The organism is Phormidesmis sp. 146-33 (assembly GCF_052939515.1).
The window spans coordinates 13744-39882 of record NZ_JBJPHU010000060.1; the positions used below are offsets into that span (position 1 = coordinate 13744).

The following is a 26139-nucleotide window of genomic DNA, read 5'->3' on the forward strand; positions in this document are numbered from 1 at the left end:
GTATGTGATCTAAAGTGTTTTGTCGAATCCGAAGTTATTGAACTGAGACTTGCTACATTTCAAAAATCGACTGAGCCAACTGTTGAAAAATTTCATCGACCTGTCCACCTGTTTTTGCTGAAGTCGAATAAGCGCCCACAATGTGGGGTTGTTCAGCAAATTGGTGTAGCTGTAGAAGTCTAGTCAGCGTGTCAGCCTCAATTAAATCAGACTTATTTAAAGCCACGACGATCGCGCCTTGCGGGTTGACTGTGAGAAACTGTTGAATATGCTGAGTCAAATGCTCTAGAGTTTCTTCGCGCGTCACATCAGCCACAATGATCGCTCCCTTTGCACCTTGGAGATAGGTAGGTGCGATCGCCTTAAATCGAGTATTTCCTTCAATGTCCCAAATCAAAAGCTGTAGGTCTTGGGCAGGAAACTCGATTGTTTTACGAGAAATTTTGACCCCAACCGTTGAAAGATACCGATCGCTAAACTGACGATCGACAAAACGACGAATCAGACTCGTTTTACCCACCCCAAAATCACCGACAAGGCAGATCTTTTTAGAAATCGTAGTCATGACTGGTTGATTTTCACCGTTTGACTGAATCAGTGTAGCTTGATGCGTCAACATTATTGTTCTCTCTGTGCTGTGAGATTCGTCATTGGGGTCGCTTCCAACACTACACACCGACCTAACCAGGCTGGCTGGGTCGCGTCAACGCCCGGTGGAGGCTCGATCGTGCCCGCAATTTGTAGACGATGCGGATCAATGCCCAGACCAATCAGCGCTTTCTGGACGGACTGAGCGCGTTTTAGAGCCAGGGACTGATCGGCGATCGCATTCCCACTCGGTTGACTGTGCCCAATGATGTGCAAACGAGTCTTTGCTTGCTGCTTGAGAAATGCGTGAACTTGAGGGATTTTTTTCCTCAAATCATCTGGGTTTAACGTGGTCGAACCAGACGAAAAGTAGAATCGAGTTTCTAGACGATCGGGTTGCACCTGCACTGTATTAGAAACCGACTTGACTCCTGGAATTCTCGCAAAGGCTTGAGTGATCACGGCGGCATCTGCACCCTGGCTAATGGTTCCCTCGATCGTGACCTGATTTGCGAGATGCTGGGTCGAAATGGCAATGCCAGCGATTTGATTGAAGCTTGCCGCCACTCGCTTGACCTCTGCTGATGTGAGCATGGGATCAGGGGGCACTTCGACGGCCAAAATTTGATTCTCGATCGACCACTCTTTAGGTGTAACTTGGCTGACAACCTGTTCGGCTTTTTGGCGTAATGCTAGGTTGGGCACCTGTCCGAGCAGTTTGAGTTTGCCAGAATTGACTTCAGTATTGAGACGATAGACCGCTAATTCTGGAGTTGATAACAATGCTGTGGTGGCTGTCTGTGCAATCTGACGATGAACGCCATCGCGATACTGAAAAAACTCAAAAGGAATCACAATTAGACTCACAACAGTTAATCCAACCATTAACAGAGGAGACGGCCCTTTTTTGACTGCTACTGACTTTTCTGCATGGGTATCTCTCAGCGCTTCTAATGTTGTATTCACGACTGCGGGAACTGCATCAGGATTGCCATCAAACTGCTCGATCGCCCCTCCCTGATCTTGAATTAAATGACTGAGCGTTCTTCTGACAGTGGGCATGAATGAGTTGGGAGGCTCACCGCGCACGACGATCGCTAGATAACAGTGTCCCGCTACTTCAAGGAGAATTTTGGAGGCACCATAGTCAATTTCGTTGAGTTCTGAAACGCCGCTCGATTGCACAATACAGTCATTAGCAAAGCTACGAATTGCAGTCAGCATCCCGGCGATCATGTCAGACTCTAGGCGCTCGCTGTCGGTGCGTTGAATATCAGCAATCACGAGTCCAGACATTTTTTGAATCAGAAACACTGCCTGCACCGTGAAAGGCATTGCCTCTCGCAAAATTAGCTCTGCTTCAGAAACTCCCTGCACTTTGGCGCGAATTTTTCGCTTGATCCCATCTACGCTTAAGGTGTCTTCGACCTGTTGATTAATAGCTCGAACTGTTTCCGCAAGGTATTTAGAAATGGTGCCGCCAATGATTGGATACAGCGCATCGACAACAGAATCTTGTTCAATTTCGATTTGCTTTTTGAGTGCTTTACCAATCGTAGGCGCGATCGCTGTGGACATCTCTTCGGGAGCATTTGCGATCTGTTGAGTAATTGCTGAAGGAATCGCCGGAGCTAACGCCGTCCCCACGCTGGTTTGATTTTCTGCAACCCGCTCTTCGATCACACGATCGATGATTGGCGACAATGCCTGAATGACTTCTGCCTGAGATTGGACAACGGTACGGTTCAAAAGTTCCGCGACCCAGGGAATGAGTAGATTCAGGAGTTCTGAGGGTTCGTTTTGATGTGATCGGGCTGATTCGCTCAACACAACTTTCTGTTGCTTAAGCGTCACAGAGTCATTGAGGCGATCGAAATCAAACGACAGTTGTTCATCTTGTAAATGGGGAGACGTTTCAATGGATGATTCAAGATTGGGTGATTCAAGATTGGAGTTGATAAAAGTGTCTGTACTTTCTTCTTTAGCTTTTGCTTCGATAACTTCTTCAATAACTTCTTCAATAACTTCTTCAATAACTTCAACTTCTTCGATAACTTCTGCTTCTGTAATGTCGCTATGAGCAGCTATGGGATATGTTTGAGGCGAATCAATGATCTTGAGGTCAACCAGTAGACTGAGCAGGCGATCGACTTGCAGCGCTTCGTCCTGAGTTAGGGCCGATTCAGGGGTAGAATCTTTTGCCTGAGTCATGTTTGTCTTTCTCCTTGACCAAACTCCTCATTACGCTTGAGGCAGAGAATTGCAACACGCGCAAGTAGGGCGACGATGATTAGACAAACTGGGGCACGGTTGTTGCACCCCAGCTATCTATTTCTGCCGTGTACACACACGTTGATCGATCGGTCATTGCTGAGATCCTTCGCCCCCTAAATCCCCCAAAAATGGGGGACTTTGAGCCGTCGTCATGGCTTTGAACTTTGGAAATCTTTCCTTGGTCAAAGTCCCCCAGATTGGGGGATTTAGGGAGCTGAAGCCGACTGAAACAAAGCGACAACGACTTGTGTGTACACGGTAGGCTATCTATTTGAAGGCTTTAATGATGAGTTAACTCTTCTGCAAGTTTGCGCGTGGCTAAAAGAGGAACATGTTCTTCTCTATTGCCATTGCCGTTAGCAACTTCTCGCAGTTTGGGAATAAACTCGGTGCCCTTTAAGCGCATTCCTAATTCAAACAGCGTTTCTGCAATGTCGTCTTTAGAAACTTTGGTTTCTCGCAGTTGTGAAAAGCGGCGATCGAGTTCTTCTAGCACCAGATCTCTCAGGGCACCCACATCGTCTTGAAGTTTGGCTTTAGATTCGACTAACTCACTGCGAATTGAGGAAGTGTGAGCATCGATCGCTTCGTCCAAGATTTGCACACTATTAGAGAATTTTTTGTTGAGCCGATCGACTTGTTGACGCAGATCAATACATTCTTCTTGAGTCGATGAATTGTATGATTTCAGTTTTTTCTCTAGAGACTCCACACTAGCCTTGAGTTCTAATGAAAAGCCGGACTTGATTTGCTCAATGCGATCGCGCATCTCTTGTTGCAGCATTGAAATGTCGGATTCAACTTTACCGAGTCGGTTGTCGTATTCGCGTAGCTGTGTCCCAAAAATGATGTCTCGAATCTGGTCAATGTTGCCGAGCTTTTCCCGCACTTCGTCCTTTGTGATATCACTCATCGTCTTACCTTCACGTTGTGAGAACTGATTGTTTTGACCGGGGATGTTGCGCTCAAATCAGCAAACCGGATCACTGATCAGTACGCCTGTATGCCAGAATCTACTGAGAAATTAAGTCATACAGCCTCTACTGTTCCCTTTCTTTATGAAGAAGTAGCACGTTGCCCGTACTTTCTTTTACCGTGATTCTACTGAGGTTTGGCAGAGCGATCGAGCGCTCTCTGTCAAGTGATTTTAAAGAACGTGCAATTTCAATTGAGTGTGTGACATTCAAGCTTGCCGTAGTCCTTCAAGAAGTTTTTCAAGCTCGGCTTTAATCTGTTGGTGTTCTGCTTCCAGTTGCAAAACTTTTTCGATAGACTTTTCTACAGACTCGGTTTGCGCTACGATTTCTAGCTCTCGACAAAGGCGAGAAAAGCGAGTTGCACCCAGAGCAGTACTGCTAAGTTTGAGGATGCCTGCAACCTTACGAACCTCTTGAGTATCGTCAAGTTCGATCGCCAGACGAATCACCTGTAACCGTTCACAAAACTCAGACAAATAATGATGAGCAAAATCTGAAAGCACGATCGCAGCCTTGTCTCCGCTCATCTGTTTGAGAAATTGAAAAATCGTCAGGTCGAGGGTGGGCAAATCTGAATGTGGAGCGCTGAGATTAGTTGTAGAAAGGGCTGGTTGAGGGGGCTGTGGAGTTACCTGTTGACTAAATAGATATTTGCTAAAAGCTGCAACCAATTCAACTGGTCGAAGTGACTTACAAAGATAATCATTCATGCCTGCTTTGAAACAAAGGTGACGATCGCCAAGTGTAGTATCTCCAGTCAAAGCAATAATCCAGGGGCGATGAGATGTCCACTCTTGGCGAATCAGTTGAGTGGTTTCTAATCCGTTCACTTCTGGTATTTGCACATCCATCAAAACCACATCATAAACATGCCGCCGGAGAGCCTCTAGCGCTTCTAAACCCTGTTCTGCAATATCTGCTTGGTAGCCCATCTGTAATAGAAATCGCAATGCAATTTTCTGGTTAAATGGATTGTCTTCTACTAAAAGAACTCTTAATGGTAAAGGTTTAGACTTCTCTAGGGTGGCGAGGTCAACGTCTATTGAATGATTCATAAGGCAGCAAGCACACTGAACTTTTGAAAATTGATATCTGTCGAGCGCGATCGACCCACAAAATCATTCGCACTCAACAGTTCAATCCTAGAAATCCCTTGTGACAAACTTGTGAAAAAAGCAGAGACACTGGAAGACATTGGACGTTGGATGGATAAAGCAGTATCTACTGTCTCCGGTCTAGCGTCTCCGGTCTACTGTCCTACTTTAGTTTGGATTCCAGATGGTCTGTTAATTCGCCTTGATCGAGGGAATCTTAGAGCCAATTAAACTCTCTCGATAACCGGATCGTATGTGGGCAAAGCTAGGAAAAGCATTATGGCAGTGGCGCGGGGTCTTGATTACTGCACCCACTGTCGCAGGAGTTTTGATGGGATTGCGCCTGACGGGTGTTTTACAGTCCCTTGAGTTGGCAGCACTTGATCAGTTCTTTCTGCTGCGTCCTGCGGAAGCGATCGACCCTCGAATTGCGATCGTAGGCATTACAGAAGCCGATGTGCAAAAGCTGGGTAAGTGGCCGATGTCAGATGCGGTGTTGACAAAACTATTGAAGACCATCAAGCAGCAACAACCTAAAGCGATCGGACTTGATCTTTATCGAGATTTGCCTGTCCAGCCTGGATATTCTGATCTGGTTAAAGTGTTTAATTCAACGCCCAATTTAATAGGAATTCAGAAAGTCGTCGGCGACGGAACGGGATTTGCAGTCAATCCTCCCCCTGTCTTGAGCAAACTGGGACAAGTAAGTGCTAATGATTTGATTGTGGATACTGATGGCAAAGTGCGGCGTGCCTTACTCTCAGTCAAAGATCAACAGGGACAAACGATCGGTGGACTGGGAGCGGCGATCGCACTCACTTATCTTGACACTCAAGGCATCAAACCTGAGATGCTCGATGCAGACAACCATCGTCTCAAGCTAGGAAAAGCCATTTTTGAACCGTTTCAGAAAGATGATGGGGGCTATGTGCAGACCGATGCAGGCGGCTATCAGATCTTGTCTAACTTTCGCAATCTGAGAGAAGGCTTTGCCACCATTTCGATGACAGATGTGTTGGAAGGTCGGATGCCTGCTGAGTTTGCGCGCGATCGCATTGTCTTGATTGGCGTGACCGCAGCAAGCTTGGGTGATACGTTGTTGACTCCTTATAGTAGTGGACTGGGGAATCGATCGCTGAAGGCGGTGAGTGGCGTGACGATTCATGCAGATGTGGCGAGTCAGCTTGTCAGTGCTGCAATAGATGGGCGCAACCAGCTTCGAGTCTGGTCTGACCCGGTGGAGTTTGGCTGGGTGGCGGTGTGGTCGATCGTGGGGGCAACGATTAGCTGGGCGCTGCGTCATCAGGGCAGTACGGTTAAGCAAGCGAGTCGTCGATTGACCCAAAAGCTGCCGTTAAATTTAGTCAGCATTGTTTTGTTGGGGAGCGGCTTGGTTGGAGGCAGTTTTCTAGCGTTTTTGCAAGGCTGGTGGATTCCGGTGGTGCCGCCTTTGTTAGGAATGGTGGGGTCGGCGGTGGTGGTTACGGGCTATGTGGCGAGTACGGCGGCGGGAATGCGTCAAACTTTTGGTCGCTACCTTACAGATGAAGTCGTTGCCAGCCTGTTGGAGTCGCCTGAAGGTCTCAAGCTAGGCGGCGAGCGGCGCAAAGTAACGATTATGATGTCTGATTTGAGAGGGTTTTCTGCGATATCAGAACGAGTCTCGCCAGAAACTGCTGTTGCATTCATCAATCTGTATCTAGAATCGATGACGCAGGTGATTAACGAGTATAAGGGCACCATTAACGAAATCATGGGCGATGGTATTTTCGTCATGTTTGGCGCTCCCGTTCAGCGAGAGGATGACGTTCAGCGATCGATTGCCTGTGCGATCGCGATGCAGTTAGCGTTGGAGAGTGTCAATCAAAAGATTATCGAAATGAATCTGCCTGCTCTAGAAATGGGCATTGGCATCAATACAGGTGAAGTACTTGCTGGCAATATTGGATCTCATCGTCGTGCTAAATATACCGTTGTGGGTAGCCATGTTAATCTGACGGCTCGGATTGAGTCTTATAGTGTGGGCGGACAGATTCTGATTTCAAAAGATACGCTTAAAGAAGTGGCTCCTATTGTGCGGGTCGATGGACAGATGCAGGTTCAGATGAAGGGCATTCAAGACCCCATTAGCCTTTATGAAATTGGTGGAATTGGCGGCGAGTTTAATCTATTTCTGCCCAAAGAAGAAGCTGTAACCCTGATTCCTTTGCGTCAGACGATTCCATTGCAATATCGAATTGTGGAAGGAAAACACTTGTCTGAAACGTTCTATCAGGCGACGATCGTTAAGCTCTCTACGCATACTGCCGTTGTTTACTCTAAGCATTCGGTAGAGGTGTTAAAAAATCTGCAAATCAATCTGTTGGCAGGCAGTAGTAAGGCTAGAGGATTGGGTGATGTCTATGCCAAAGTGGTTGAGGTGCCAGCCGACAATTCTCACCATTTTTGCATTCGATTTACTGCGATGCCTCCAGAGGTTGCGGCGTTACTTTATTATTTGCGGCAGGAGGGGGATGAGGGATGAGGGATGTTATGCCAAGTCAATTTGTCAACTGCTGCAAGAGGTACCCTAGGGAACTCACAAGATTGGGAGGGATGCGATACACTGACATGTCAAACCGATTTTGTAAGGGGAAAAGATGATGGGGGAACGCCCAACGACAACCAAAACGGACACCAAGATAGACGAGAAGTCACCGAAAAAAGACTCGTCGATCGTACTCAACAACAAAGTTACATCACTCACGATCGCCAACCCACCCAAAACCTGGACGATCGAAGACAGCGAAGAACTTTATCGGATTAAAGGTTGGGGCGATCCGTATTTTTCGATTAATGCGGCGGGTCATGTGACGGTCTCACCCAAGGGCGATCGGGGCGGTTCGTTGGACTTGTTTGAGTTGGTGAATGCGCTGAAAAACCGGAATTTAGGGTTGCCTTTGTTGATTCGTTTTTCAGACATTTTAGAAGATCGAATTGAGCGATTGAATGCAGCATTTTCGAGGGCGATCGCTCGTTACAATTATGCGGGCGTTTATAAGGGCGTTTTTCCGACGAAGTGTAATCAACAGCGTCATTTGATCGAGGATTTGGTTCGGTTTGGTCAACCGCATCAGTTTGGGCTGGAAGCCGGATCAAAACCAGAATTGATGATCGCTTTAGCATCACTCAAAACACCAGGTGCGTTACTGATCTGCAACGGATATAAGGATCGAGAATACGTAGAAACGGCAATGCTGGCGAGACGATTAGGACAAACACCGATTATCGTTTTAGAACAAGTCGAAGAAGTGGAATTAGCGATCGAGTCCAGCAAACGTTTGGGCGTGCAGCCGATTTTGGGCGTGCGGGCAAAACTAAGTGCAAAAGGAATTGGCCGCTGGGGAACGTCGGCGGGCGATCGGGCAAAGTTTGGCTTAACCATTCCTGAAATCATTCGGGCGGTCGAACAACTGCGTGACGCAAACATGTTGGATTCGCTGCAACTGCTGCATTTTCACATCGGTTCCCAAATCTCTGCTATCAGCGTCATCAAGGATGCCCTACGTGAAGCGGGTCAGATTTATGCTGAACTGGTAAAACTCGGCGCAAACATGCAGTATTTTGACTGTGGTGGCGGTCTGGGTGTGGATTATGACGGCTCTCAAACTAACTTTCACGCCTCCAAAAACTACAACACTCAAAACTACGCCAACGATGTCGTCGCTGCGATCAAAGATGCCTGTACGGGTGCCAAGATTCCGGTGCCGACGCTGGTGAGTGAAAGTGGACGCGCGATCGCTTCTCATCAGTCTGTTCTCGTTTTTGACATTTTGGGCACGAGTGAAGTTCCTTCTGACACGCCAGAACCATTGCAGGAAAACGAACACCTGGTGATTCGCAATCTCTACGAAACCTATAGCTCGATCGCGTCCGAAAACTTTCAAGAGGCCTATCACGATGCAACCCAGTTTAAAGAAGAGGCGGTAAGTTTGTTTGGGTTTGGCTATTTGAGTTTGCCAGAACGGGCACGGGCAGAGCGATTGTATTGGGCTTGTTGTCACAAGATTTTGGCGATCGCGCGTCAACTTGATTATGTCCCCGATGACTTAGAAGACCTGGAAAAGATCATGGCATCGATGTATTACATGAATCTTTCCGTGTTTCAATCTGCGCCAGATGCCTGGGCGATCGATCAACTCTTTCCGATCATGCCGATTCACCGCCTGGATGAGGAGCCAACCCAACGCGCAACGCTGTCTGATTTGACCTGTGATAGTGATGGCAAAATTGACCAATTTATCGATCTGCGCGATGTCAAGTCGGTATTGGAGTTGCACAAACTAAAGCCAGGTGAGTCTTACTATCTAGGGATGTTTCTCAACGGAGCCTACCAAGAGATCATGGGCAACTTACACAATTTGTTTGGCGACACCAACACGGTACATATTCAACTCACGCCCAAGGGATATCAAATTGAACATGTGGTGCGAGGGGACACGATGAAGGAGGTGTTGGGCTATGTGCAGTATGACGCGGAGGATATGATTGAGAGCATTCGCCGCCAAACTGAGCAAGCGCTAGAGGAACACCGAATCACGCTAGAGGAGTCTCAGCTTCTACTCCAAAACTATGAGCGCAGTTTGAGCGGCTATACCTATCTGTCGCCCTAATTTTACGTGAATTCGACAAAGGTTTTCCGCTTCGTTACTCAACGCTTCTGCCCCCCAACCCCCCAATTCTGGGGGACTTTCGGGCAAGATTTCTAGTTCAAAGTCCCCAAATTTTGGGGGATTTAGGGGGCAGAAGCCGAATTAAACGAAGCGAAACCGCGAGAATTACAGGTTGTTTAATTCACGATCCTAAGCAATTTCGACTTAATCCTCTCAGTTCCAATCTGACAGCTAATTCTCTCCTAAAATGGAGCTATTCATCAATCAGCACAGAAGGAGCGCTCTCTACCAATCCTCATCGCTGCGCAGCCGTGTGGCTTTATCGCTCATCTCAAAAGGTGAAACAGATACCCAACTGTTCAAGGTAAAATGAGATAGCGCAGACACTCAAGGTTAAGGCTATGACCGTTCGACAACCTCGCTACAGTAAAGAGGAGTTTGCTCAAAGAGGAGACGAAATCTATGAGTCCCAGGTACGCTCTCAAGTTGAAGAAAGCAACGAGGGGAAGATTGTCGCGATCGACATCGAAACCGGAGACTTTGAAGTGGATGCTCGTGAAATTGCTGCCTGCGATCGCCTCGAAACTCGGCATCCTGATGCTCAAATCTGGATTGTTCGCATTGGTTCCCGCCATGTTCGTCGATTTGGCGGACGTACCCAGAAATCTCTATGATTGTGGGAATTGTCAATGCGGAGTTTGAAGCGATTATTTCACTGTCAGTCTATGGCTTTAGTGGAGAAGTTCATGCCCAAGATGCGATCGTAGACACAGGTTTTAACGGTTGGCTTTCACTCCCCTCAGATTTGATTGCCCAGTTAGATCTGAAGTGGAAAAGGCGAGGACGAGCCATTCTTGGAGATGGGAGTGAATGTGTTTTCAATGTTTACGAAGCAATTATTGTTTGGGATAAAGTCCTTCTAACAATTCCAGTTGATGAAGCTGATTCGGAACCACTGGTGGGAATGTTGCTTATGGAAGGCTACCAGCTAACGATGCAAGTGTTTGAAGGAGGTCATGTTGAACTCTACAAAGTTAAAACAGTCTGACAAGTGCGCTGCACACCAACCTTATTGAGCACTTTTGCGGAGTCTGAGAAGATACAGCCTCTTCACTGCTTACTGTCACTAAAGAAGTTGATTTGTTTGGGTGAGCCGATTGCTCACTTCTCCAATGGTATAGAACAATATTGTAGAATTAAGTCCTCTGCAAACCTGAGAAGAATTCAAGGAGAATCAGCATGTCTGGTCAAATTGAAGAGATTTTTAACTTTCTCAAACTGTCCGATCGCCTCGCCACAGCAGGTCAGCCCACCGAAGCACAGTTTCCGGCGATCGCTCAGGCGGGTTATCAAGTAGTGATCAACTTAGCGGTGCCTGAATCCACCAACGCGATTGCCCATGAACCTGCGATCGTACAATCGTTAGGAATGGAATATGTTCACATTCCAGTGATTTGGACTGAGCCAACTTTGGATGACCTCGATCGCTTCTTTACGATTCTGAATACGAACGCTGAAAAACCCATCTTTGTCCACTGTGCGATGAATATGAGAGTGTCAGCTTTTATGTATCTTTATCGTCGCATTAATGATCATATGAGCCACGAAGCTGCATCACAAGATTTATACCAAATTTGGACTCCGAATGATGATTGGCAGGAATTTATACAACAGGCGATCGAACACTATCAAGCCCAAAATTTGAACCAGTAATTTAACACTTTGATTCAATGATTCTAGAAGAAGTCTTCCAGGAAATTGGTGTTACAAAATCGCTGCGGTACTTTCCCCTTGCAAACGGCCGTTATGAAGTTAAGCCTGGTTTGTTCCCCTTGGGTACTGACTTTGGTAACGGGCAAGCCGATCGACAGGTGTTTCAATTCGACGAAAATTTTGCTGACTACCGATGTGTCAAGCTGCGCGATCGCTCAGAACGCCTCGAAAAGTATTATCAAACCTGTAACTATTCGGATCACGTAGCCACGGCGATCGCTCGTTTGATGGTTGATCGTCTCACTCACGAACATCCTGATCAGTTCCATCTGCAAATTTCAGAAGACGAATTTACTCTAGACTGCATTCTTACAAACGAGACTTTGCACTTTGACCAAGATCTGAAATTACTGTCAAGTCGCACCTCTGTCACTCCTCCCTATGTCTCTGCTCTCGATGCGCTGGCGGCTCAAATTCAAGAAGATGTGGCGGTGATTTGTCGGACAGGTGATCGAGATTGGCTGAGTGCGATTCATCTATGCGCCCCTAACTATTGGTCGGCAGAGCAAAAAATTGGGAAGACATTTGCAGAAATTCATTCCCCTGTGGCGGGCATGGAGCGAATGAATGTGCGATCGGCGGCGATCGTCAATACGATGATCTCTCATGATCCGTGGGTGCGCTTTGCTTGGGGGCTGACCACCGATACTCGCCTCAATCATCACCCTATCCCGCCGCCTAACATTTCTCAAGCAGTCTGGCAGGGAAGGCAGTTTGATCCGACTGACCCCAAGCTGTATTTGAGAATAGAACGGCAGGTGATCTGGGGATTGCCAGATTTGGAGACGGCCCTGTTTACGATTCGTACTTATTTTTGGGATTGTCAGTCGTTGAATGGAGAAATGCGGGAAAAGTTGAGAGCAGCGATCGCTTCCATGAGTCCTCAGTCACTGGAATACAAGGGATTGTCTAACAGTCAGCAAGCGATATTAACTTGGCTTAAAAACTCAGAATTCAAGTCACCTGATATTGCCTGCGAGTCTTAATTGCCAACGCTAAAACTGAAAAAGTGAGAATACCAGCGAGATAAAATGGGTAAGCATAAGTTTCAGGATGAGATTGATTTACGATCAGTCCAGCGATGACTGGCCCAAACGCATTAGAAACACTTAAATAAGAAGAATTTAACCCCATTACAGTACCTTGTTCTTCAGGTCTAGCATTTAGAGAGATCAACGTGCTAATCATCGGCTGAACTAAAGAATTAAACAGTGAAAAGAATACGCTGACAATCACAAAATAGACAATGTTTGACCAGATTGGCATTATCACAAACGAAAGACTGCGAACAAACAACGCTAAAAACAAAATCATGCCAAGATTGAGTCTACGTGTCAAAAGAGAAACACCTTTTGTTTGCATAAAGACACCCAGAATGCCAAACAAAAAGAACATCATCGTGAGAGATTGATTATCTTGACTCAAAACACTCAAGAAATAAGGCTGGAACGCATAAGTAAACATGGTAAACGTCGTTCCGGTTAAGAAATTAATGATCAAAAGAATCCCAGTTTTGGGAATTGTCAATCCTTTGATCAAGTTTTCTAAACCCAAATCGAAAAGGTTGTGTTCTGTGTCTGCTTTGACTTGTAGCGTTTCAGGCAAAAAGACGATCGTTGTCACCAAAGCAATCAGCGCGATCGCTGCTGACATCATAAATGACGCGCCTAGAGAAATCTGCTGCGCCAACAAACTCAATGCTGGCCCCAAAACGAATCCTAGCCCAAATGCTGCCCCAATAATGCCGAATCCTTTTGCCCGATTTGCAGGCGTTGTCACATCCGAAATGATCGCTTGAGCAACTGACGCATTGCCCCCGGTTATCCCGTCTAAAAATCTCGCAAAAAACAAAATCCCTGCTGTTGTCGCTGTTCCTGCAATTAAATTCGCAACGACAGTTCCAGCTAGACTGATGATCAATAGCGGCTTTCGACCAAAGCGATCGGAGAGTTTCCCAATCACCGGAGTCGCAAAAAACTGAGCGACTGCATAGGTCGAAAACAGCAGGCTTGTCTGAAAATCAGTTAACCCAAATTGTCTCCCATATAAGTAGAGAACGGGAATTAAAATTGTGAAACTCAGCGCATTGATAAAAGAGATGAGAGCAGTGATCCAAAACGTGCGATTCATACAGTGGGCAGCAATGACAAGGCATACGCACCTTACCACGCATTCTCTGTCTACATCCTCTGTCCAAGAGTGAGAATCGCTGCTCTCATCGGGGCAGATTACACTGCTTTTCGAGGGTCAATGGCTGGAGCGCGATCAACTAGTCGAACCTGATTTTGTTTGACGACCACCGAGACGATCGGCAGCGATCGCTGGGCTGGGCCGTTGGTGACTCGACCTTGACCATCAAACCGTGAGCCGTGACAGGGGCAAACAAACTGCTGGCGATCGGACTTCCATTCCACTGTGCAGCCTAGATGCGTGCAGACCGGCCGAATCGCGTATTCTGCAATTTTTGCCTTCTGAGTGACAACTAGATAAACCAGATCATCCTTCAACCCTTTGACGGGAATCGGCTGATCGGGTTTTGTCGCCAAAAGAGCATCGGCGCGAATCGGTTTGCCCTTCAGGTCGAGGGCGCTCACTCCCGGAAGATAATCTTTGCAGCGAGAATTGAGCGGGGAAGATGCACACAATGCCTCAAGCTCCACGGTTTGACTCTGACTGGTTTTGGGAAAGAGAAAGCCGATCGCGACCGTGCCAATTCCACCACCAATGAGAACCTTCAGAAATTTTCGTCGCTGGTTTAGAGTATTCAAGGGTTTAACCAAGATAGAGGTGCGATGGGTAGCGTAACGCAGTTTTTGGTTGAGTTAGATTGAGGGGTTGCAGAGTCTAAAATGTACCGCCCTCCCTTTAGTGTTGTCGAATCTGTGCTAAACCGACAGGGTTCTAATGGGGGAGGTGCAGCGATCGCCAAAACAATGTCAGTTTGTGATCGATTGAAAAACCATCAGCAGACCTTTAAATCAGTGCTTGTTAAAACGCCTGAAATATTTTCTCTAGTCAGCCTTTAAGCTACGATGGGCACTCTAAGGGTATGTGAACTCGACAAATTCTGAGTCCGCGATTCAGCACTTTTGCTTTCTAACTCCCCATGCTGGGCGACTTTAGAGCAAGTGTTCTGACTCAGAAGCCATCACAGCAACTCCTTGTCTCGAATCTATGTTAAGCCCAAGTCACCCGTTTTCAACTTTTTGCTCTCTCTAGATCTGCCCCATGACTACTCAGAAATTGACAGATGCCGCCAAAGAGCAATTCTTTCAGCTATCGATCGACTTGCTCTGCATTGCCGGATTTGATGGATATCTGAAACAACTCAATCCAGCTTGGCAAAAGACTTTGGGCTTCACATTAGAGGAATTGCAGTCAACGCCTTTTATCGAATTTGTGCATCCCGACGATCGCGCTGCAACGCTGGCAGAAGCGGAAAAAATCACTCAAGGGATTGAGACAGTCTCGTTTGAAAACCGCTGTCGCTGTCGAGATGGTTCCTATAGATGGCTCTCCTGGGCGGCAACGGCCGTTTCTGAACAACACTTGTTTTATGTCGTCGCGCACGATATCAGCCAGCGCAAACAAGCCGAAGCAGAACTTCAACGATCGCAACAAAAGCTTGCTCTATTGATTCAACAAAGTCCGATCGGCGTGATTGAATGGAACACCCAGTTTGAAGTGGTGGCGTGGAATCTGGCGGCGGCGATGATTTTTGGCTATAGCAGTGACGAAGCGATCGGGCAAACCGCAGAATTTTTGTTAACTGAGACGGCAAAACCTCACGTTGATCACTGGCAACAGCTTCTCACACAAAAAGGTGGCAACCGCAGCACCCATGAGAATCTTACTAAACAAGGAACTACGATCGCCTGTGAATGGTACAACACTCCACTCATTGATGCGGCTGGGCAAGTGATCGGAGCCGCTTCGCTTGTGGTGGATGTCAGCAGTCGGCAACAAGCAGAAATTACCCTTCAGCAAGCCAATGAGAAACTAGAAGCCAGCGTTATAAAACGCACCGTCGAATTGCAGCAGGTAATTGCTCAACTCCAGGCAGAAATCGGCGATCGCACCAAAGCAGAGACTCAACTTCAAAACAGTCAACAACTTCTGCAAAGCATTATTGACAACACCAGTGCCTGCATTTTTGTTAAAGAGTATTTGCACACCGATGGCACCTATCTATTAATCAATCGTCAATTTGAAACGCTATTTAACTGCGATCGCAAACGGCTCAATGGCAAAACCGACTATGATATCTTTCCTCACTCCGTTGCCAAAACGCTGCGGGACAACGATCGACAAGTGATGGAAGGCGGCAACCTGTTTCAGATTGAGGAGACGGTTCCCCATGCTGATGGACTTCATACCAGCGTTGTAGTCAAGGTGCCTCTGCTCAATGATGACAATCAGATCTATGGAATTTGTGGCATTGCAACCGATATTACCGATCGCGTGCGCGGTGAAGAACAACGCCAACAGGCAGAAGACGCGCTTCGTCAGTCTGAATCTCAGCTAAGACAGCAAACCCAGCAGCTAGAACAAACGTTGCAAGACCTGAAACAGGCTCAGGCCCAACTCGTCCAGACCGAAAAAATGTCAAGCCTGGGGCAGCTTGTGGCTGGGGTTGCTCACGAAATTAACAATCCTGTTAGCTTTATTTACGGCAATGTTAACCATGCAGATGAATACACTCAGGATCTGATGCGACTGATTGCGCTTTATCAATCCCACTATCCCGATCCAATCCCTGCGATTGCTCATGAAGTAGACGCGATCGACCTCGATTTTCTTATGGCAGACTTACCCAAGCTAATGGCCTCGATGAAACTGGGGGCAGAACGCATTCAAGAGATCGTCTTGTCACTGCGAACTTTTTCTCGGATGGATGAATCTGACATGAAAGCAGTCAACATTCACGAAGGGATCGACAGCACGCTGATGATTCTGCAAAATCAACTTAAAAAACAACCCAATTATTCTGCGATCCAAATCATCAGAGACTACGGAGAGTTGCCGCTAGTGGAATGCTACGCGGGACAGCTTAATCAAGTGTTTATGAATATTCTCAGTAATGCGATCGACGCGCTCAACGAAGGCAATCGAGATTGGCGAGTAATTCGTATTCGTACAGAAATCGATTGCTCTGATGTCACCATTTGGATTGCTGACAACGGCTGTGGAATGTCACAGAGCGCCCAACAGCGAGTTTTTGATCCATTTTTTACGACCAAGCCGATCGGCAAAGGCACCGGGCTAGGATTGTCTATCAGCTATCAGATCATCACCGAGAAGCATAAAGGCTCATTACAGTGCATTTCATCTCCCGACAACGGGACAGAATTTATGATCAAGATTCCCATTCGTCAAACCTTGGGAGATAATTAGCGATTAGCTGGCTTACTCAAAAACCACCAAAGCTCCAGTCCAATGAGCGCCACGCCTCCCACAATGACTCCTGCTTTGAGAGCGATCGGTTGTTCGATCCGCTTAAACTGACTCGACGAATCCATTGGCATCTGTGGCATCTGTGCCCTGGCTGCTGAAGTAGAAAGCATCATCAAGCCTGCTAAACATCCTAAAACGTTACGTCTGCTCATACTAAATAGTTTCCTGCTATCAAAAAGGGCGTGAATTTGATGAAGTTTCTTCGCTTCGTTGTGCTGTCCTTCTGTCCCCCAAGCTGCCAATTTTGGGAGACTTAAAGACAAGAATTGCAGCGAAGCCTTTCATCAAATTCATATTAAAAACGATGCTGACATACAGATCCGATTAGTATATTTTTTCATCCCTCCTTCCTCCTTCCTCCTTCCTCCTTCCTCCTCCCTCCTCCCTCCTCCCTCACCCGAAAGTTTCGCAAACGCAGCGCATTCGTGACCACCGAAACAGAACTCAACGCCATCGCCCCTCCCGCAATCATTGGACTGAGCAACCATCCAAAGAATGGGAATAAAACACCCGCTGCGATCGGAATGCCAGCAATGTTATAAACAAAGGCAAAAAAGAGGTTTTGACGAATATTTCTCATGGTGGCGCGACTCAGTTGAATGGCCGTGACAATGCCCTGGAGATCACCAGAGATCAACGTAATATCACTCGCCGCGATAGCAATATCGGTTCCGGTTCCGATCGCAATGCCGACTTGTGCCTGGGCGAGTGCTGGAGCGTCATTGATGCCATCCCCCACCATTGCGACGATTTTTCCCGCTGACTGTAAGGCGGCAATTTGATCGGCTTTTTGACCAGGGCGCACTTCCGCAATCACTCGCGTAATCCCGACTTCGTGGGCGATCGTTTCGGCGGTTTGACGATTGTCTCCGGTCAGCATGATCACCTCTAAGCCAAGTTTTTTGAGCGATCGGACGACCTGTTTTGAAGACGGTTTGAGCGCATCGGCAATTCCCAACAGTCCCTCAATTTTGCCCTCGACTGCAATCCAGACCGCCGTTTTGCCAGCCGCTTCTAACTGCGCTTTTTGAGACTGCAACAGTTGAGATTCAATGCCGAGTTCTTCCATCCAGCGCTGGGTTCCAATCTGTACCAAAAGCGTTGTGACCCTTCCCTCAACGCCACTGCCCGCGATCGCTGCAAAATTTTCTACCTGGCTCAATTCCACTTCTTGAGACTGAGCATACCGAACGACGGCTGCTGCTAAGGGATGTTCTGACTGATGTTCGATCGAGGCCGCGAGTTGTAGAAGCCTGAGTTCGCCCGTACTTCCCTTCACAGTTATAAAGTCTGTAACGGTCGGTCTTCCTTGCGTTAGCGTTCCGGTTTTATCTAGCACGATCGTTTGGATTTTATGCGCCAGTTCAAGACTCTCGGCACCCTTGATCAAAATTCCGTTTTCGGCTCCTTTGCCCGTGCCCACCATGATCGAAGTCGGTGTCGCCAATCCCAAAGCACAAGGACAGGCGATAATCAGCACGCCAACCGTTGTAATCAAAGCCAGCGTCAAGTTTCCGAAGGCGACAAACCAGAGAATGAACGTGGCGATCGCAATGGCAATGACAACGGGCACAAACCAACGAGTGACACGATCGGCTAATCGTTGAATCGGCGCTTTTGACCCTTGAGCTTGCTGCACAAGTTTGACAATCTGAGCCAACATCGTGTCTTTGCCCACGCGAGTCGCCCGAAACTTAAAGCTCCCAGTCTGATTAATGGTCGCCCCGATCACGTCGTCTCCAGCTTGCTTTTTGACAGGCATACTTTCGCCTGTGACCATCGACTCATCCAGCCTCGAAGCCCCTTCTACGATCTGCCCATCCACCGGAATCTTTTCACCCGGACGCACCACGACGATATCGCCAATCTGAACCGCCTGAATCGGAACCCGCATTTCCTGACCGTTACGGATGATTCGAGCGTCCCGCGCTTGCAGTCCCATCAATTGACGAATGGCATCCGAGGTCTTTCCTCTGGCGCGATGTTCTAAAAACCGACCCAGCAAAATCAGCGCAATGATCACCGCAGCCGCTTCGTAGTAGACTTCTGGCTGCAATCCCTGTGTGACGAAGAAGCCAGGAAACAGCGTGGCAAACAGTGAATAGAGATAAGCGGCCCCCGTTCCGATCGCCACCAGCGTATCCATTGTAGCGGTGTGTCGTTTAAAGGCTTTCCAGGCATTGACAAAAAAAGCGCTCCCACACCAAAATTGCACCGGGGCGGTCAAGACAAGCTGTACCCAAGCATTGTGCAGCCACATCGGAATGAAAGGCACCTGCACCCCCGTCATCATGGGAATCGAGCCAATCACCACGATCGTACTGAGACTGCCTGCCACTAAAATTTGTCGCTTTAGCTGTCGAGAAACTGCCTGACGATTGGCTTGTTCGGTTTCGTCTTCGCCAACCTCGTCCCGTTGCGGAAACGCAGAATAGCCCGCCTCGCTGACAGATTTTTGAATGCTTTCTATATCGGTTTTTTGAGGATCATAGGTGACGATCGCCTGCTCAATTCCAAAGTTAACCGTCGCGACGCTGACCCCCGAAACCACTCGAATGGCCGATTCGATCTGGCTGGCACAAGCAGCACAACTCATCCCTTGCAGCTTGAGTGTAACGGTTTCCATGAGTTTGCTCAGATTCAGTTTTAGGTTGAAATGGAACTACGGAGTAACGGTGTAGCCTGCTGCTACGATCGCCGCTTTAATCGCTGTTTCAGGCTGTTGAGTTTCGACTTTGACCTGTTTGGTTTTGGGGTCAGCTTCGACGGTCGCAGTAGCATCAATATGAGCGATCGCCTCAGTAATCGTCGTAACACACGCGGAACAGGCCATATTAGGAACAGTCAGTTGAAGAGTCATGAGGATTTGAGCTTCAGTAATGTGGAGAAAAGTAATGCGGAGAAAAGTAGTGCGGAGAAAACCGATCTGCTGACTCCTATTGTCAAGTCTCCAGTAGGCTAGAGAGTCAAGGAAGATTGTTAGAGAACTGTTAAATCTTGATGCCCACGAATCGATCGCCAGCTTCATCGACACACAAGCGCTTCAGAACTTTTGTCTAATCCTCCCTCCTCCCTCCTCCCTCCTCCCTCCTCCCCCTTACTGCTCCTCATCCTCCGGCTGCTCCACCTCATCCGTATTCCCATTCTCGTCCGTCGTCTGCGCGGGGGGTGTTGCTCGTTGGGTTGGAGGTGTGACCCCTGGCGGCACCGGAGATTGAGGAGTGCTTGGGACAGCCTGAACAGGTGGGGGGACTGGGGCGGTCACTGGTGCAGGGACAGGTTGGGCTGGAGGACTAAAGACCGTCGGCGTGGAGCCATCAAACCCTAACAACGCTGGAGCTGTTCTGTAATAAGTCGCCCAACGTCGCGTATCGGGGCGGTTTTTCCACTCAACTCGGCTGACATCCAGCGTCAAAATCGGAGCTTCTGCCCCCTGATTGCGCCCAATGACAATCACAGAAACCTGACTGATGAGAATATCGCGATCGAAGCTCCTCTGGGCCGCTGCTCTGGCGACCTGTTCGGCTCGCTGCACCAAAGTTTGGTAGGTTTCATTGGGTAAGCGATCGAGTCCCACATCCACCCGTGTCTCATAGGCTCGAACCTGTTGCGGAACGATCGCAGCGTTGATCATCCACAGTCCACCGCCCCCCAGCCAGATCGCCAGCCCGGTTGCAGAGGTGCCGAGCGAAAAAATGCGCCGAAATTGGAACTTAAGCAGGCGATCGACAATCATTTCAGTGACTCCTCTAAAGGGGTGAGTAGGGATTGAGACTTTAAAGCTTGGGAGTTTTGAATTCTTGGTCTGAGAACTTTTTACTTTTAACTCAAAATTCAACACTCAAACTTCAAACTTCCCCACGCTTGCCAAAATATTAGTTCCAGGAAAGCAGATTTTTCTTATTATGTTTGCACGGCGTTCTAAACGTGAGATTTGCTAATTCGTTTGAGGTGTCTGTAATGACCAATCACTGGGCAGTTGCAGTTGGGATCGACCACTATCAGTTTCTTCAGCCTTTACAGTTTGCCCAACAGGATGCACAGGAGTTGTGCGAGTGTTTGGTTAGCGAGGCAGGGTTTTTGCCCGATCGCTGTCTTTTGTTTACCGATACTTCGCCCGAAGTGCTCAACCGATCGACCTATCCGAGTCGGGGCAATCTGCAAGGCTGGCTAGACTATCTCAAAAAAGATCTGGTGCAGCCCGATGATTGGTTGTGGGTTTTCTTCAGTGGCTACGGGGTTTGCTGGCAGGGTCAGGATTATTTGATGCCGATCGAAGCCGATCCGGTGAATGTGCCTGAGACAGGAATTCCGTTGCGATCGCTCTACGACAGTTTGAAAAATTTGCCCACTGATCGCATTCTAGTTTTGCTGGATGTCAATCGCAGTCAGGCGGCCGTGTCGGGCGAAAAGTTTGGCATTCAGACGACAGAATTGGCCAATGGGTCTCGGATTCCAACTCTTTTCTCGTCTCAGCCAGAACAGTTTTCTCACGAGTCATCGACATTGGGACACGGCTTATTTACAGCGGCACTGCTCGAAGCGCTGCGATCGCATCAATGTTCAACCCTGGCTAATCTAGAGGATTTTCTCAAAGAGCGGCTACCCGAATTGTGTGATCATCACGATCGTCCCCCTCAAGATCCCGTTCTGGCGGTCAGTTCACCTGATCAGCTTTATCAAGTCACGACCCCTGTCGATTGGGCAGAAATGGAAGCCTGGAATGATGTTGAGAGCAATCCGTTTGATCTCGAAGCTGATTTTTTTGTGCCGCCGCTGCCCGACGATGACGTGGCTTCTACCAATCCCAATTTAGAACCCAATTTAGAACCCGCTGCGCCGATCAATGCCTACCGCGACCCGTTTGACGATCTGCCAGACGAATTGCCAGCGCCCCCAGTCCCCGATCTCGAACTAGAGGAGCCAGTCTTTTCGGACGCTGAACCTAATCTGGCGATCGAGGTGCAGGTGCAAGTTCTGAAAGGCGGTGGAGACCATTACCAGGTTAATTCGCCCCAACTGCCGACCGAGCAGCGACCCCTTGCGGGTAACTCGAAGAGATCAATTCCTGCTGAGCCTGCCCCAGATCAGATGTTTTGGGAGCGAATTCTCTTTGGGGGTGGGGCGGTTTTGCTGCTGTTGTTGTTGGGGGTGCTGTTTCGCAATTGGCAAACGTTTACAGGGCAGCAGACCGCAAACAATCCTTCTCCATCCGTCACGCCCAAATCTACTCAACTGACTACTCCCGGTGGCCAATCTCCTAAGCCAACGACCAAGCCGACGACCAAGCCAAAACCTGTTGCCATAACGCCTGCAAAAGCGACTGCCTCTCCGACTGCCAAGCCGACGATCGCACCGCCCTCTCAGCCTCAAAATTCTCAAGCGCTGTTGAATGAAGCCCGATCGCTGATCAAGCCCACCTTAGCCTCGGATGCCAACAAAGCGATCGAGCGGGCCCAGCGCATTCCTCCGGGCGATCCGCTTTACGATCAAGCCCAACAGGATATCGATCGTTGGAGTCGAGACATTCTAGAGATTGCTAGAAAACGGGCGGCTGAGAAATCTTTTAGACAAGCGATCGCGGCGGCACAATTGGTTCCTAAAGAGCGTCCCCAGGTGTATGCGGAGGCTCAGAAGGCGATCGCAGAGTGGCAAAAACGTATTCGTTAGATGAATGCCCCAAGGCTATGAGGTTTTTTGCAGCCCAAGCTCGAAGGTTGCCGCATAGCCTTGATCGATCGGAGAAAGCGATAGCAGGAGTTGAGTTCCCCCTTGCTGAAAGATGCCATCTCGATCGTTTCTGACCGATCGCGCCCCCTTTTCGGCATAAGGTTCCTGGGCATAAACTCGATCGCTAATCGCATCATCAAAGTACAGTTGTGACGTGAATTCCTGGCTCTGCTCAGAAGCGGTGCGAATTTTGAAGTGAATATGTACCGTTCGACCTGGATACCACCCTGGATAAATCGTCAAAAATTGAACGTTTCCACTTGCATCGGTGGTTTGATAGCCTCGCAAAAAGTTTTGTCCTTTTGTATCGAAACGAGGATCGCTCACATCTGAATAAATGCCCGAAGCATCACAGTGCCAAATATCGACGATCGCGCCTTTGACTGGGGTACAAAGCTGATCGCTCACCTGAGTCACGCGCAAGTTTAAGCGAAGGGGAACTCCCGCTCTGACCAAACCAGTTTTAGAATCTGAGCGAATGTCCGATCGATTCAGCTTTTCGTCAACAAAATATGGGCCTTCGGTTTGCTGAGGGCGCACAACACAGCCGGGTGTCGTTTGAGATGAGGCAGCGCTGATTTTTCTAGGTAAACAGCCCACGAGGAGAGCAGTGGCCACCGATCGCATCAGTAGCAGTGCGCTTCGACGATTTACTCTGTGATGAATGAAACGATTCATGAGGTTCATAGTTTGATGCCCTTGAATGAGTTGAGTGAAATCGTGTGAATTCCACGAAAGTCTTTGCGTTAGTTACAGAGTCGGACTGTTCCACAAATTCCCCATCAGTGACCAAGAAAATGGGTGCAAGCCCCGTCCTTTAGCGAAGCGGAGGACAGCTCTCAAGCCTTAGCAAAACAGAATCAAAAGCTTCGTCGAGGAATTTGAATAAATGCAATACTATTTATCCCTCTTATGTCACTTTAGAAGAAGTAAAATTGCTAAAAAACGATGCAACCTTTTTCCAGCAAGCGTTTTAGCATTCACAATTCGTTTCTATTCCTTCGCGAGAGTAGTCAATAAAGTGTGAATGCTAGACCCGTTATTAGATAAAGTTTTCAGCAGTTAGAAGCCAGTTTAATTTCTCCAAAGTGATTCAAGAGGGTTATTCAGGCTCGTGGCATAATCATTGCATGTTGAATTTAACCTACGAGTACAAACTCATTCCGACCGACGCGCAGCGCGAAACCTTCGACCAGTGGCTCATCATTTGCCGCAAGGTCTACAACTTTGCACTGCGAGAACGCAAGGATTGGGTTAATTCTCGCAAGTGTGATATCAACTCATGCAGCCTCAAGCAGGAGTACATCATCCCTGCCGATGCGCCACGCCCAACCTTTGCGCGTCAGTGCAAAACACTGGCAGACGCAAAGAAATCAATTCCTGAACTGAAACTGCCTCACACTCATGTCTTGCAGCAGGTGTTGCGGCAACTAGAGGCAGCATTTGTGGCGATGTGGGATCGCTTTCATGGCTTCCCTAGATTCAAAAAACGGATGCGCTCCTTTGTGTTCCCGCAATTGAATCTAGAGTCTGTCAAACGATTTGATGGTGCTGATTGGGTCAATCTACCCAAGGTCGGCCCCGTCAAAATGCACCTGTCGCGCCCCATTCCTGATGGCTTTGAGGTCAAGCAGATTCGCGTTGTGAGACGGGCATCTGGCTACTACGCGATGCTCACTCTGCAATGTGATGTTGACGTGCCTCAAGCATCGCTTTGCGGGCATGGATTAGGCATTGATTTAGGGTTAGAACATTTTCTGGCAACGTCTGATGGTGAATTGATGGACAGACCTCGATTCTTTGTGGATGGACAAAGCAAGCTGAAATTGCTGCAACGTCAACTCAAGCGTAAGAAAAAAGGGTCTAGAAAGTTTCGTCAACTCCAGCATCGAATTGCTAAACACCACGAAACCGTCTCGAACAGTCGCAAAGATTTCCATTTTAAGACCGCTCATCATTTGTGCGACCAAGGGCAAACGATATTTGCTGAAGACTTGAACCTCAAAGCAATGTCAGCCGGAATGTTATGCAAACACACTCTGGATGCAGGCTTTGGGCAGTTCCTCAATATCTTGAGTCATGTCTGCTTCAAGCGAGGATCGTACTTTGCCAAGGTCGATCCAAACAGAACGAGCCAAACCTGCCCAAGATGCCAAACGCATACAGGCAAGAAGGAGTTGTCTGAACGGATGCACAAGTGCCCTGAGTGTGGGTATGAAACGAATCGAGATGTCGCGGCCGCACAAGTCGTTTTGCAACGTGGATATACAGCGGTGGGGCACATCGCAGTGAATTTTGGGGAGGGCAAGTAGCATGAGCTATCCTGACGAACCAAGAATCCCCTCGCCTTCAGGCAGGGGAGTTGTCAAGAAACTATGAACCAAAGATCTTATCCAAAAGTTTGGGGGTGGGGGCAGAGGCACCAAACACCAAAGCGAAAAAACTTCATCAAACTCGCCTATTGTTAAATTGAGTAATTCTCAGGCGAGGAATACAGACCGTTGTTCAATCTCCACAAAATGTTGCATCTTGGCAAGTTTTTGGCGATCGCTTATCTGACCATTTGCCTCGTTTTATTCTTTGCACAGAGTCGTCTCATCTTTGCTCCTTCCGATCGCGATTACAAAAATCTAGCCGCCCTCAATTTGCCTTATCAAGAAGTCTGGCTACCTGTCACCGTGGGAAATGGCAACGTCGAGCGCATTCATGGCTGGTGGATTGGACACGATCGCCCTCTCGCCACGCTGCTCTATCTACACGGCAACGGCGGCAATATCACAGTCGAAGTCAAGGCTAAACGCTTTTATGAATTGGGCTTGTCGGTTTTATTGATTGACTATCGGGGCTATGGGCGCAGTCAGGGCAGCTTTCCCTCGGAGACAACGGTTTATCAAGATGCTCAAGTCTCCTGGGATTACCTTGTCCGAGAACGGCGAATTTCTCCTAAAAAAATTGTCGTGTACGGTCATTCGCTCGGAGGTGCGATCGCCATCCAGTTCGCCAGCCAAACTCCAAACCTCGCAGGATTGATCGTCTCCAGCACCTTCACCTCAATGCAACAAATGGCCGCCCAGGATTGGAAATTTCGGCTGCTTCCGATCGCTCAGATTCTCACCCAAAGATTTGACTCGCTTGGCAAGGTACGATGGCTCAAAATGCCCACGCTCTTCATTCACGGCACGGCTGATGCGCTCGTTCCCGTCTCAATGGCGCAAACCCTTTACGATGCCGCTCCCCAGGCGAAACAACTGCTGCTGATCCCCAATGCCGGACACAACCATGTAGAAGCTGAGTTTGACCAGCCAGAAAATTTGAATGTGATTCGAGACTTTATCAAGCGGGTGGTGAGCGATCGTTAACGTCTGATTCACCAAAGGAAGCACCCCAAACAGTTAGACTAAAAGAATCGCGTTGCAGTACCCAAAGGAGACTGGATGATTAGCCCCGATCAGGTTGAAGCAATGATCAAGTCTGGTTTGCCGGATGCTCAGGTGCAGGTGCAAGATCTGACAGGCGGTGGAGACCATTACCAGGTTACGGTCGTTTCGTCTCTGTTTGAGGGCAAACGGCGTGTCCAGCAGCATCAATTAGTCTACG

The 26139-nt window shown here is 48.2% G+C and carries 22 protein-coding genes; 11 read left to right on the top strand and 11 right to left on the bottom strand.

Translation table 11 applies throughout. The features are described from left to right. Window positions 1–52: 52 nt before the first annotated feature. From ACJ2PR_RS21605 to ACJ2PR_RS21620, 4 genes are all read right to left on the bottom strand, one after another. Window positions 53–619, bottom strand: coding sequence for a Rab family GTPase (locus tag ACJ2PR_RS21605; RefSeq protein WP_446878497.1), 567 nt, complete (start codon window positions 617–619; stop codon window positions 53–55). Beyond that, a complete protein-coding gene (locus ACJ2PR_RS21610; protein ID WP_446878498.1) occupies window positions 619–2799 on the bottom strand; it encodes a BON domain-containing protein in 2181 nt (726 codons plus the stop codon). Before ACJ2PR_RS21610 ends, ACJ2PR_RS21605 begins: the two co-directional genes overlap by 1 nt. Window positions 2800–3142: 343 nt before the next feature. Next, complete coding sequence (locus ACJ2PR_RS21615) at window positions 3143–3775, bottom strand: hypothetical protein (protein ID WP_446878499.1); 633 nt, start codon at window positions 3773–3775, stop codon at window positions 3143–3145. A gap of 270 nt (window positions 3776–4045) precedes the next feature. Then, window positions 4046–4894 carry a response regulator gene (locus ACJ2PR_RS21620; protein ID WP_446878500.1) on the bottom strand — a complete coding sequence of 283 codons (849 nt, stop codon included), beginning with the start codon at window positions 4892–4894 and terminating at the stop codon, window positions 4046–4048. Window positions 4895–5186: 292 nt separating this feature from the next. On the opposite strand from ACJ2PR_RS21620, the gene ACJ2PR_RS21625 reads away from it, so the two are divergent. From ACJ2PR_RS21625 to ACJ2PR_RS21650, 6 genes are all read left to right on the top strand, one after another. Then, window positions 5187–7457, top strand: coding sequence for a CHASE2 domain-containing protein (locus ACJ2PR_RS21625; protein ID WP_446878501.1), 2271 nt, complete (start codon window positions 5187–5189; stop codon window positions 7455–7457). A gap of 118 nt (window positions 7458–7575) precedes the next feature. After that, window positions 7576–9585: a biosynthetic arginine decarboxylase gene (gene speA / locus ACJ2PR_RS21630; RefSeq protein ID WP_446878502.1), complete on the top strand. Its 2010-nt coding sequence runs from the start codon at window positions 7576–7578 to the stop codon at window positions 9583–9585. A gap of 401 nt (window positions 9586–9986) precedes the next feature. Next, window positions 9987–10259 carry a hypothetical protein gene (locus ACJ2PR_RS21635; RefSeq protein WP_446869231.1) on the top strand — a complete coding sequence of 91 codons (273 nt, stop codon included), beginning with the start codon at window positions 9987–9989 and terminating at the stop codon, window positions 10257–10259. Continuing rightward, window positions 10256–10633 carry a clan AA aspartic protease gene (locus ACJ2PR_RS21640; protein ID WP_446859982.1) on the top strand — a complete coding sequence of 126 codons (378 nt, stop codon included), beginning with the start codon at window positions 10256–10258 and terminating at the stop codon, window positions 10631–10633. The genes ACJ2PR_RS21635 and ACJ2PR_RS21640 overlap by 4 nt, the downstream gene beginning before the upstream one ends. A gap of 191 nt (window positions 10634–10824) precedes the next feature. Next, window positions 10825–11298: a protein tyrosine phosphatase family protein gene (locus ACJ2PR_RS21645; RefSeq protein WP_446869230.1), complete on the top strand. Its 474-nt coding sequence runs from the start codon at window positions 10825–10827 to the stop codon at window positions 11296–11298. A 17-nt stretch (window positions 11299–11315) separates the two neighbouring features. Beyond that, window positions 11316–12344 carry a heme-dependent oxidative N-demethylase family protein gene (locus ACJ2PR_RS21650; RefSeq protein ID WP_446869229.1) on the top strand — a complete coding sequence of 343 codons (1029 nt, stop codon included), beginning with the start codon at window positions 11316–11318 and terminating at the stop codon, window positions 12342–12344. On the opposite strand, the gene ACJ2PR_RS21655 is transcribed toward ACJ2PR_RS21650, so the two are convergent. Together ACJ2PR_RS21655 and ACJ2PR_RS21660 are read right to left on the bottom strand one after the other, a co-directional pair. Continuing rightward, entirely contained in the window at window positions 12313–13488 is a 1176-nt protein-coding gene (locus tag ACJ2PR_RS21655; protein ID WP_446869228.1) for an MFS transporter, read from the bottom strand. The genes ACJ2PR_RS21650 and ACJ2PR_RS21655 overlap by 32 nt on opposite strands. Window positions 13489–13586: 98 nt before the next feature. Further along, window positions 13587–14126: a Rieske 2Fe-2S domain-containing protein gene (locus tag ACJ2PR_RS21660; RefSeq protein WP_446878503.1), complete on the bottom strand. Its 540-nt coding sequence runs from the start codon at window positions 14124–14126 to the stop codon at window positions 13587–13589. Between the two features lie 460 nt (window positions 14127–14586). Here ACJ2PR_RS21660 and ACJ2PR_RS21665 point away from each other — a divergent pair, with 460 nt between their 5' ends. Then, the gene (locus tag ACJ2PR_RS21665) at window positions 14587–16752 is read left to right on the top strand and encodes a PAS domain S-box protein (protein WP_446878504.1); all 2166 of its coding nucleotides are present in this window, start codon (window positions 14587–14589) and stop codon (window positions 16750–16752) included. Here ACJ2PR_RS21665 and ACJ2PR_RS21670 read toward each other — a convergent pair. The 4 genes from ACJ2PR_RS21670 to ACJ2PR_RS21685 all read right to left on the bottom strand — a co-directional run bounded on the left by ACJ2PR_RS21670 (window position 16749) and on the right by ACJ2PR_RS21685 (window position 20548). Beyond that, entirely contained in the window at window positions 16749–16964 is a 216-nt protein-coding gene (locus ACJ2PR_RS21670; protein WP_446869224.1) for a hypothetical protein, read from the bottom strand. The two genes, ACJ2PR_RS21665 and ACJ2PR_RS21670, sit on opposite strands and share 4 nt — an antisense overlap. 185 nt (window positions 16965–17149) lie before the next feature. After that, a complete protein-coding gene (locus tag ACJ2PR_RS21675; protein ID WP_446878505.1) occupies window positions 17150–19438 on the bottom strand; it encodes a heavy metal translocating P-type ATPase in 2289 nt (762 codons plus the stop codon). Between the two features lie 36 nt (window positions 19439–19474). Continuing rightward, complete coding sequence (locus ACJ2PR_RS21680) at window positions 19475–19672, bottom strand: heavy-metal-associated domain-containing protein (RefSeq protein WP_446878506.1); 198 nt, start codon at window positions 19670–19672, stop codon at window positions 19475–19477. Between the two features lie 237 nt (window positions 19673–19909). Next, window positions 19910–20548 carry a hypothetical protein gene (locus tag ACJ2PR_RS21685; protein ID WP_446878507.1) on the bottom strand — a complete coding sequence of 213 codons (639 nt, stop codon included), beginning with the start codon at window positions 20546–20548 and terminating at the stop codon, window positions 19910–19912. A 224-nt stretch (window positions 20549–20772) separates the two neighbouring features. Here ACJ2PR_RS21685 and ACJ2PR_RS21690 point away from each other — a divergent pair, with 224 nt between their 5' ends. Beyond that, entirely contained in the window at window positions 20773–22482 is a 1710-nt protein-coding gene (locus ACJ2PR_RS21690; RefSeq protein WP_446878508.1) for a caspase family protein, read from the top strand. Between the two features lie 15 nt (window positions 22483–22497). Here ACJ2PR_RS21690 and ACJ2PR_RS21695 read toward each other — a convergent pair whose 3' ends face one another. Continuing rightward, the gene (locus ACJ2PR_RS21695) at window positions 22498–23220 is read right to left on the bottom strand and encodes an intradiol ring-cleavage dioxygenase (protein WP_446878509.1); all 723 of its coding nucleotides are present in this window, start codon (window positions 23218–23220) and stop codon (window positions 22498–22500) included. 452 nt (window positions 23221–23672) lie between these two features. Between ACJ2PR_RS21695 and ACJ2PR_RS21700 the strand changes: the two genes are divergently transcribed. The 3 genes from ACJ2PR_RS21700 to ACJ2PR_RS21710 form a co-directional block, all read left to right on the top strand. Then, window positions 23673–24854, top strand: a complete 1182-nt coding sequence (locus ACJ2PR_RS21700) for an RNA-guided endonuclease InsQ/TnpB family protein (protein WP_446878510.1) — start codon at window positions 23673–23675, stop codon at window positions 24852–24854. A gap of 207 nt (window positions 24855–25061) precedes the next feature. Beyond that, complete coding sequence (locus tag ACJ2PR_RS21705) at window positions 25062–25901, top strand: alpha/beta hydrolase (protein WP_446878511.1); 840 nt, start codon at window positions 25062–25064, stop codon at window positions 25899–25901. 102 nt (window positions 25902–26003) lie between these two features. Further along, window positions 26004–26139: BolA/IbaG family iron-sulfur metabolism protein (locus tag ACJ2PR_RS21710; RefSeq protein ID WP_446878512.1), on the top strand; the 136-nt coding region annotated here is incomplete at its 3' end.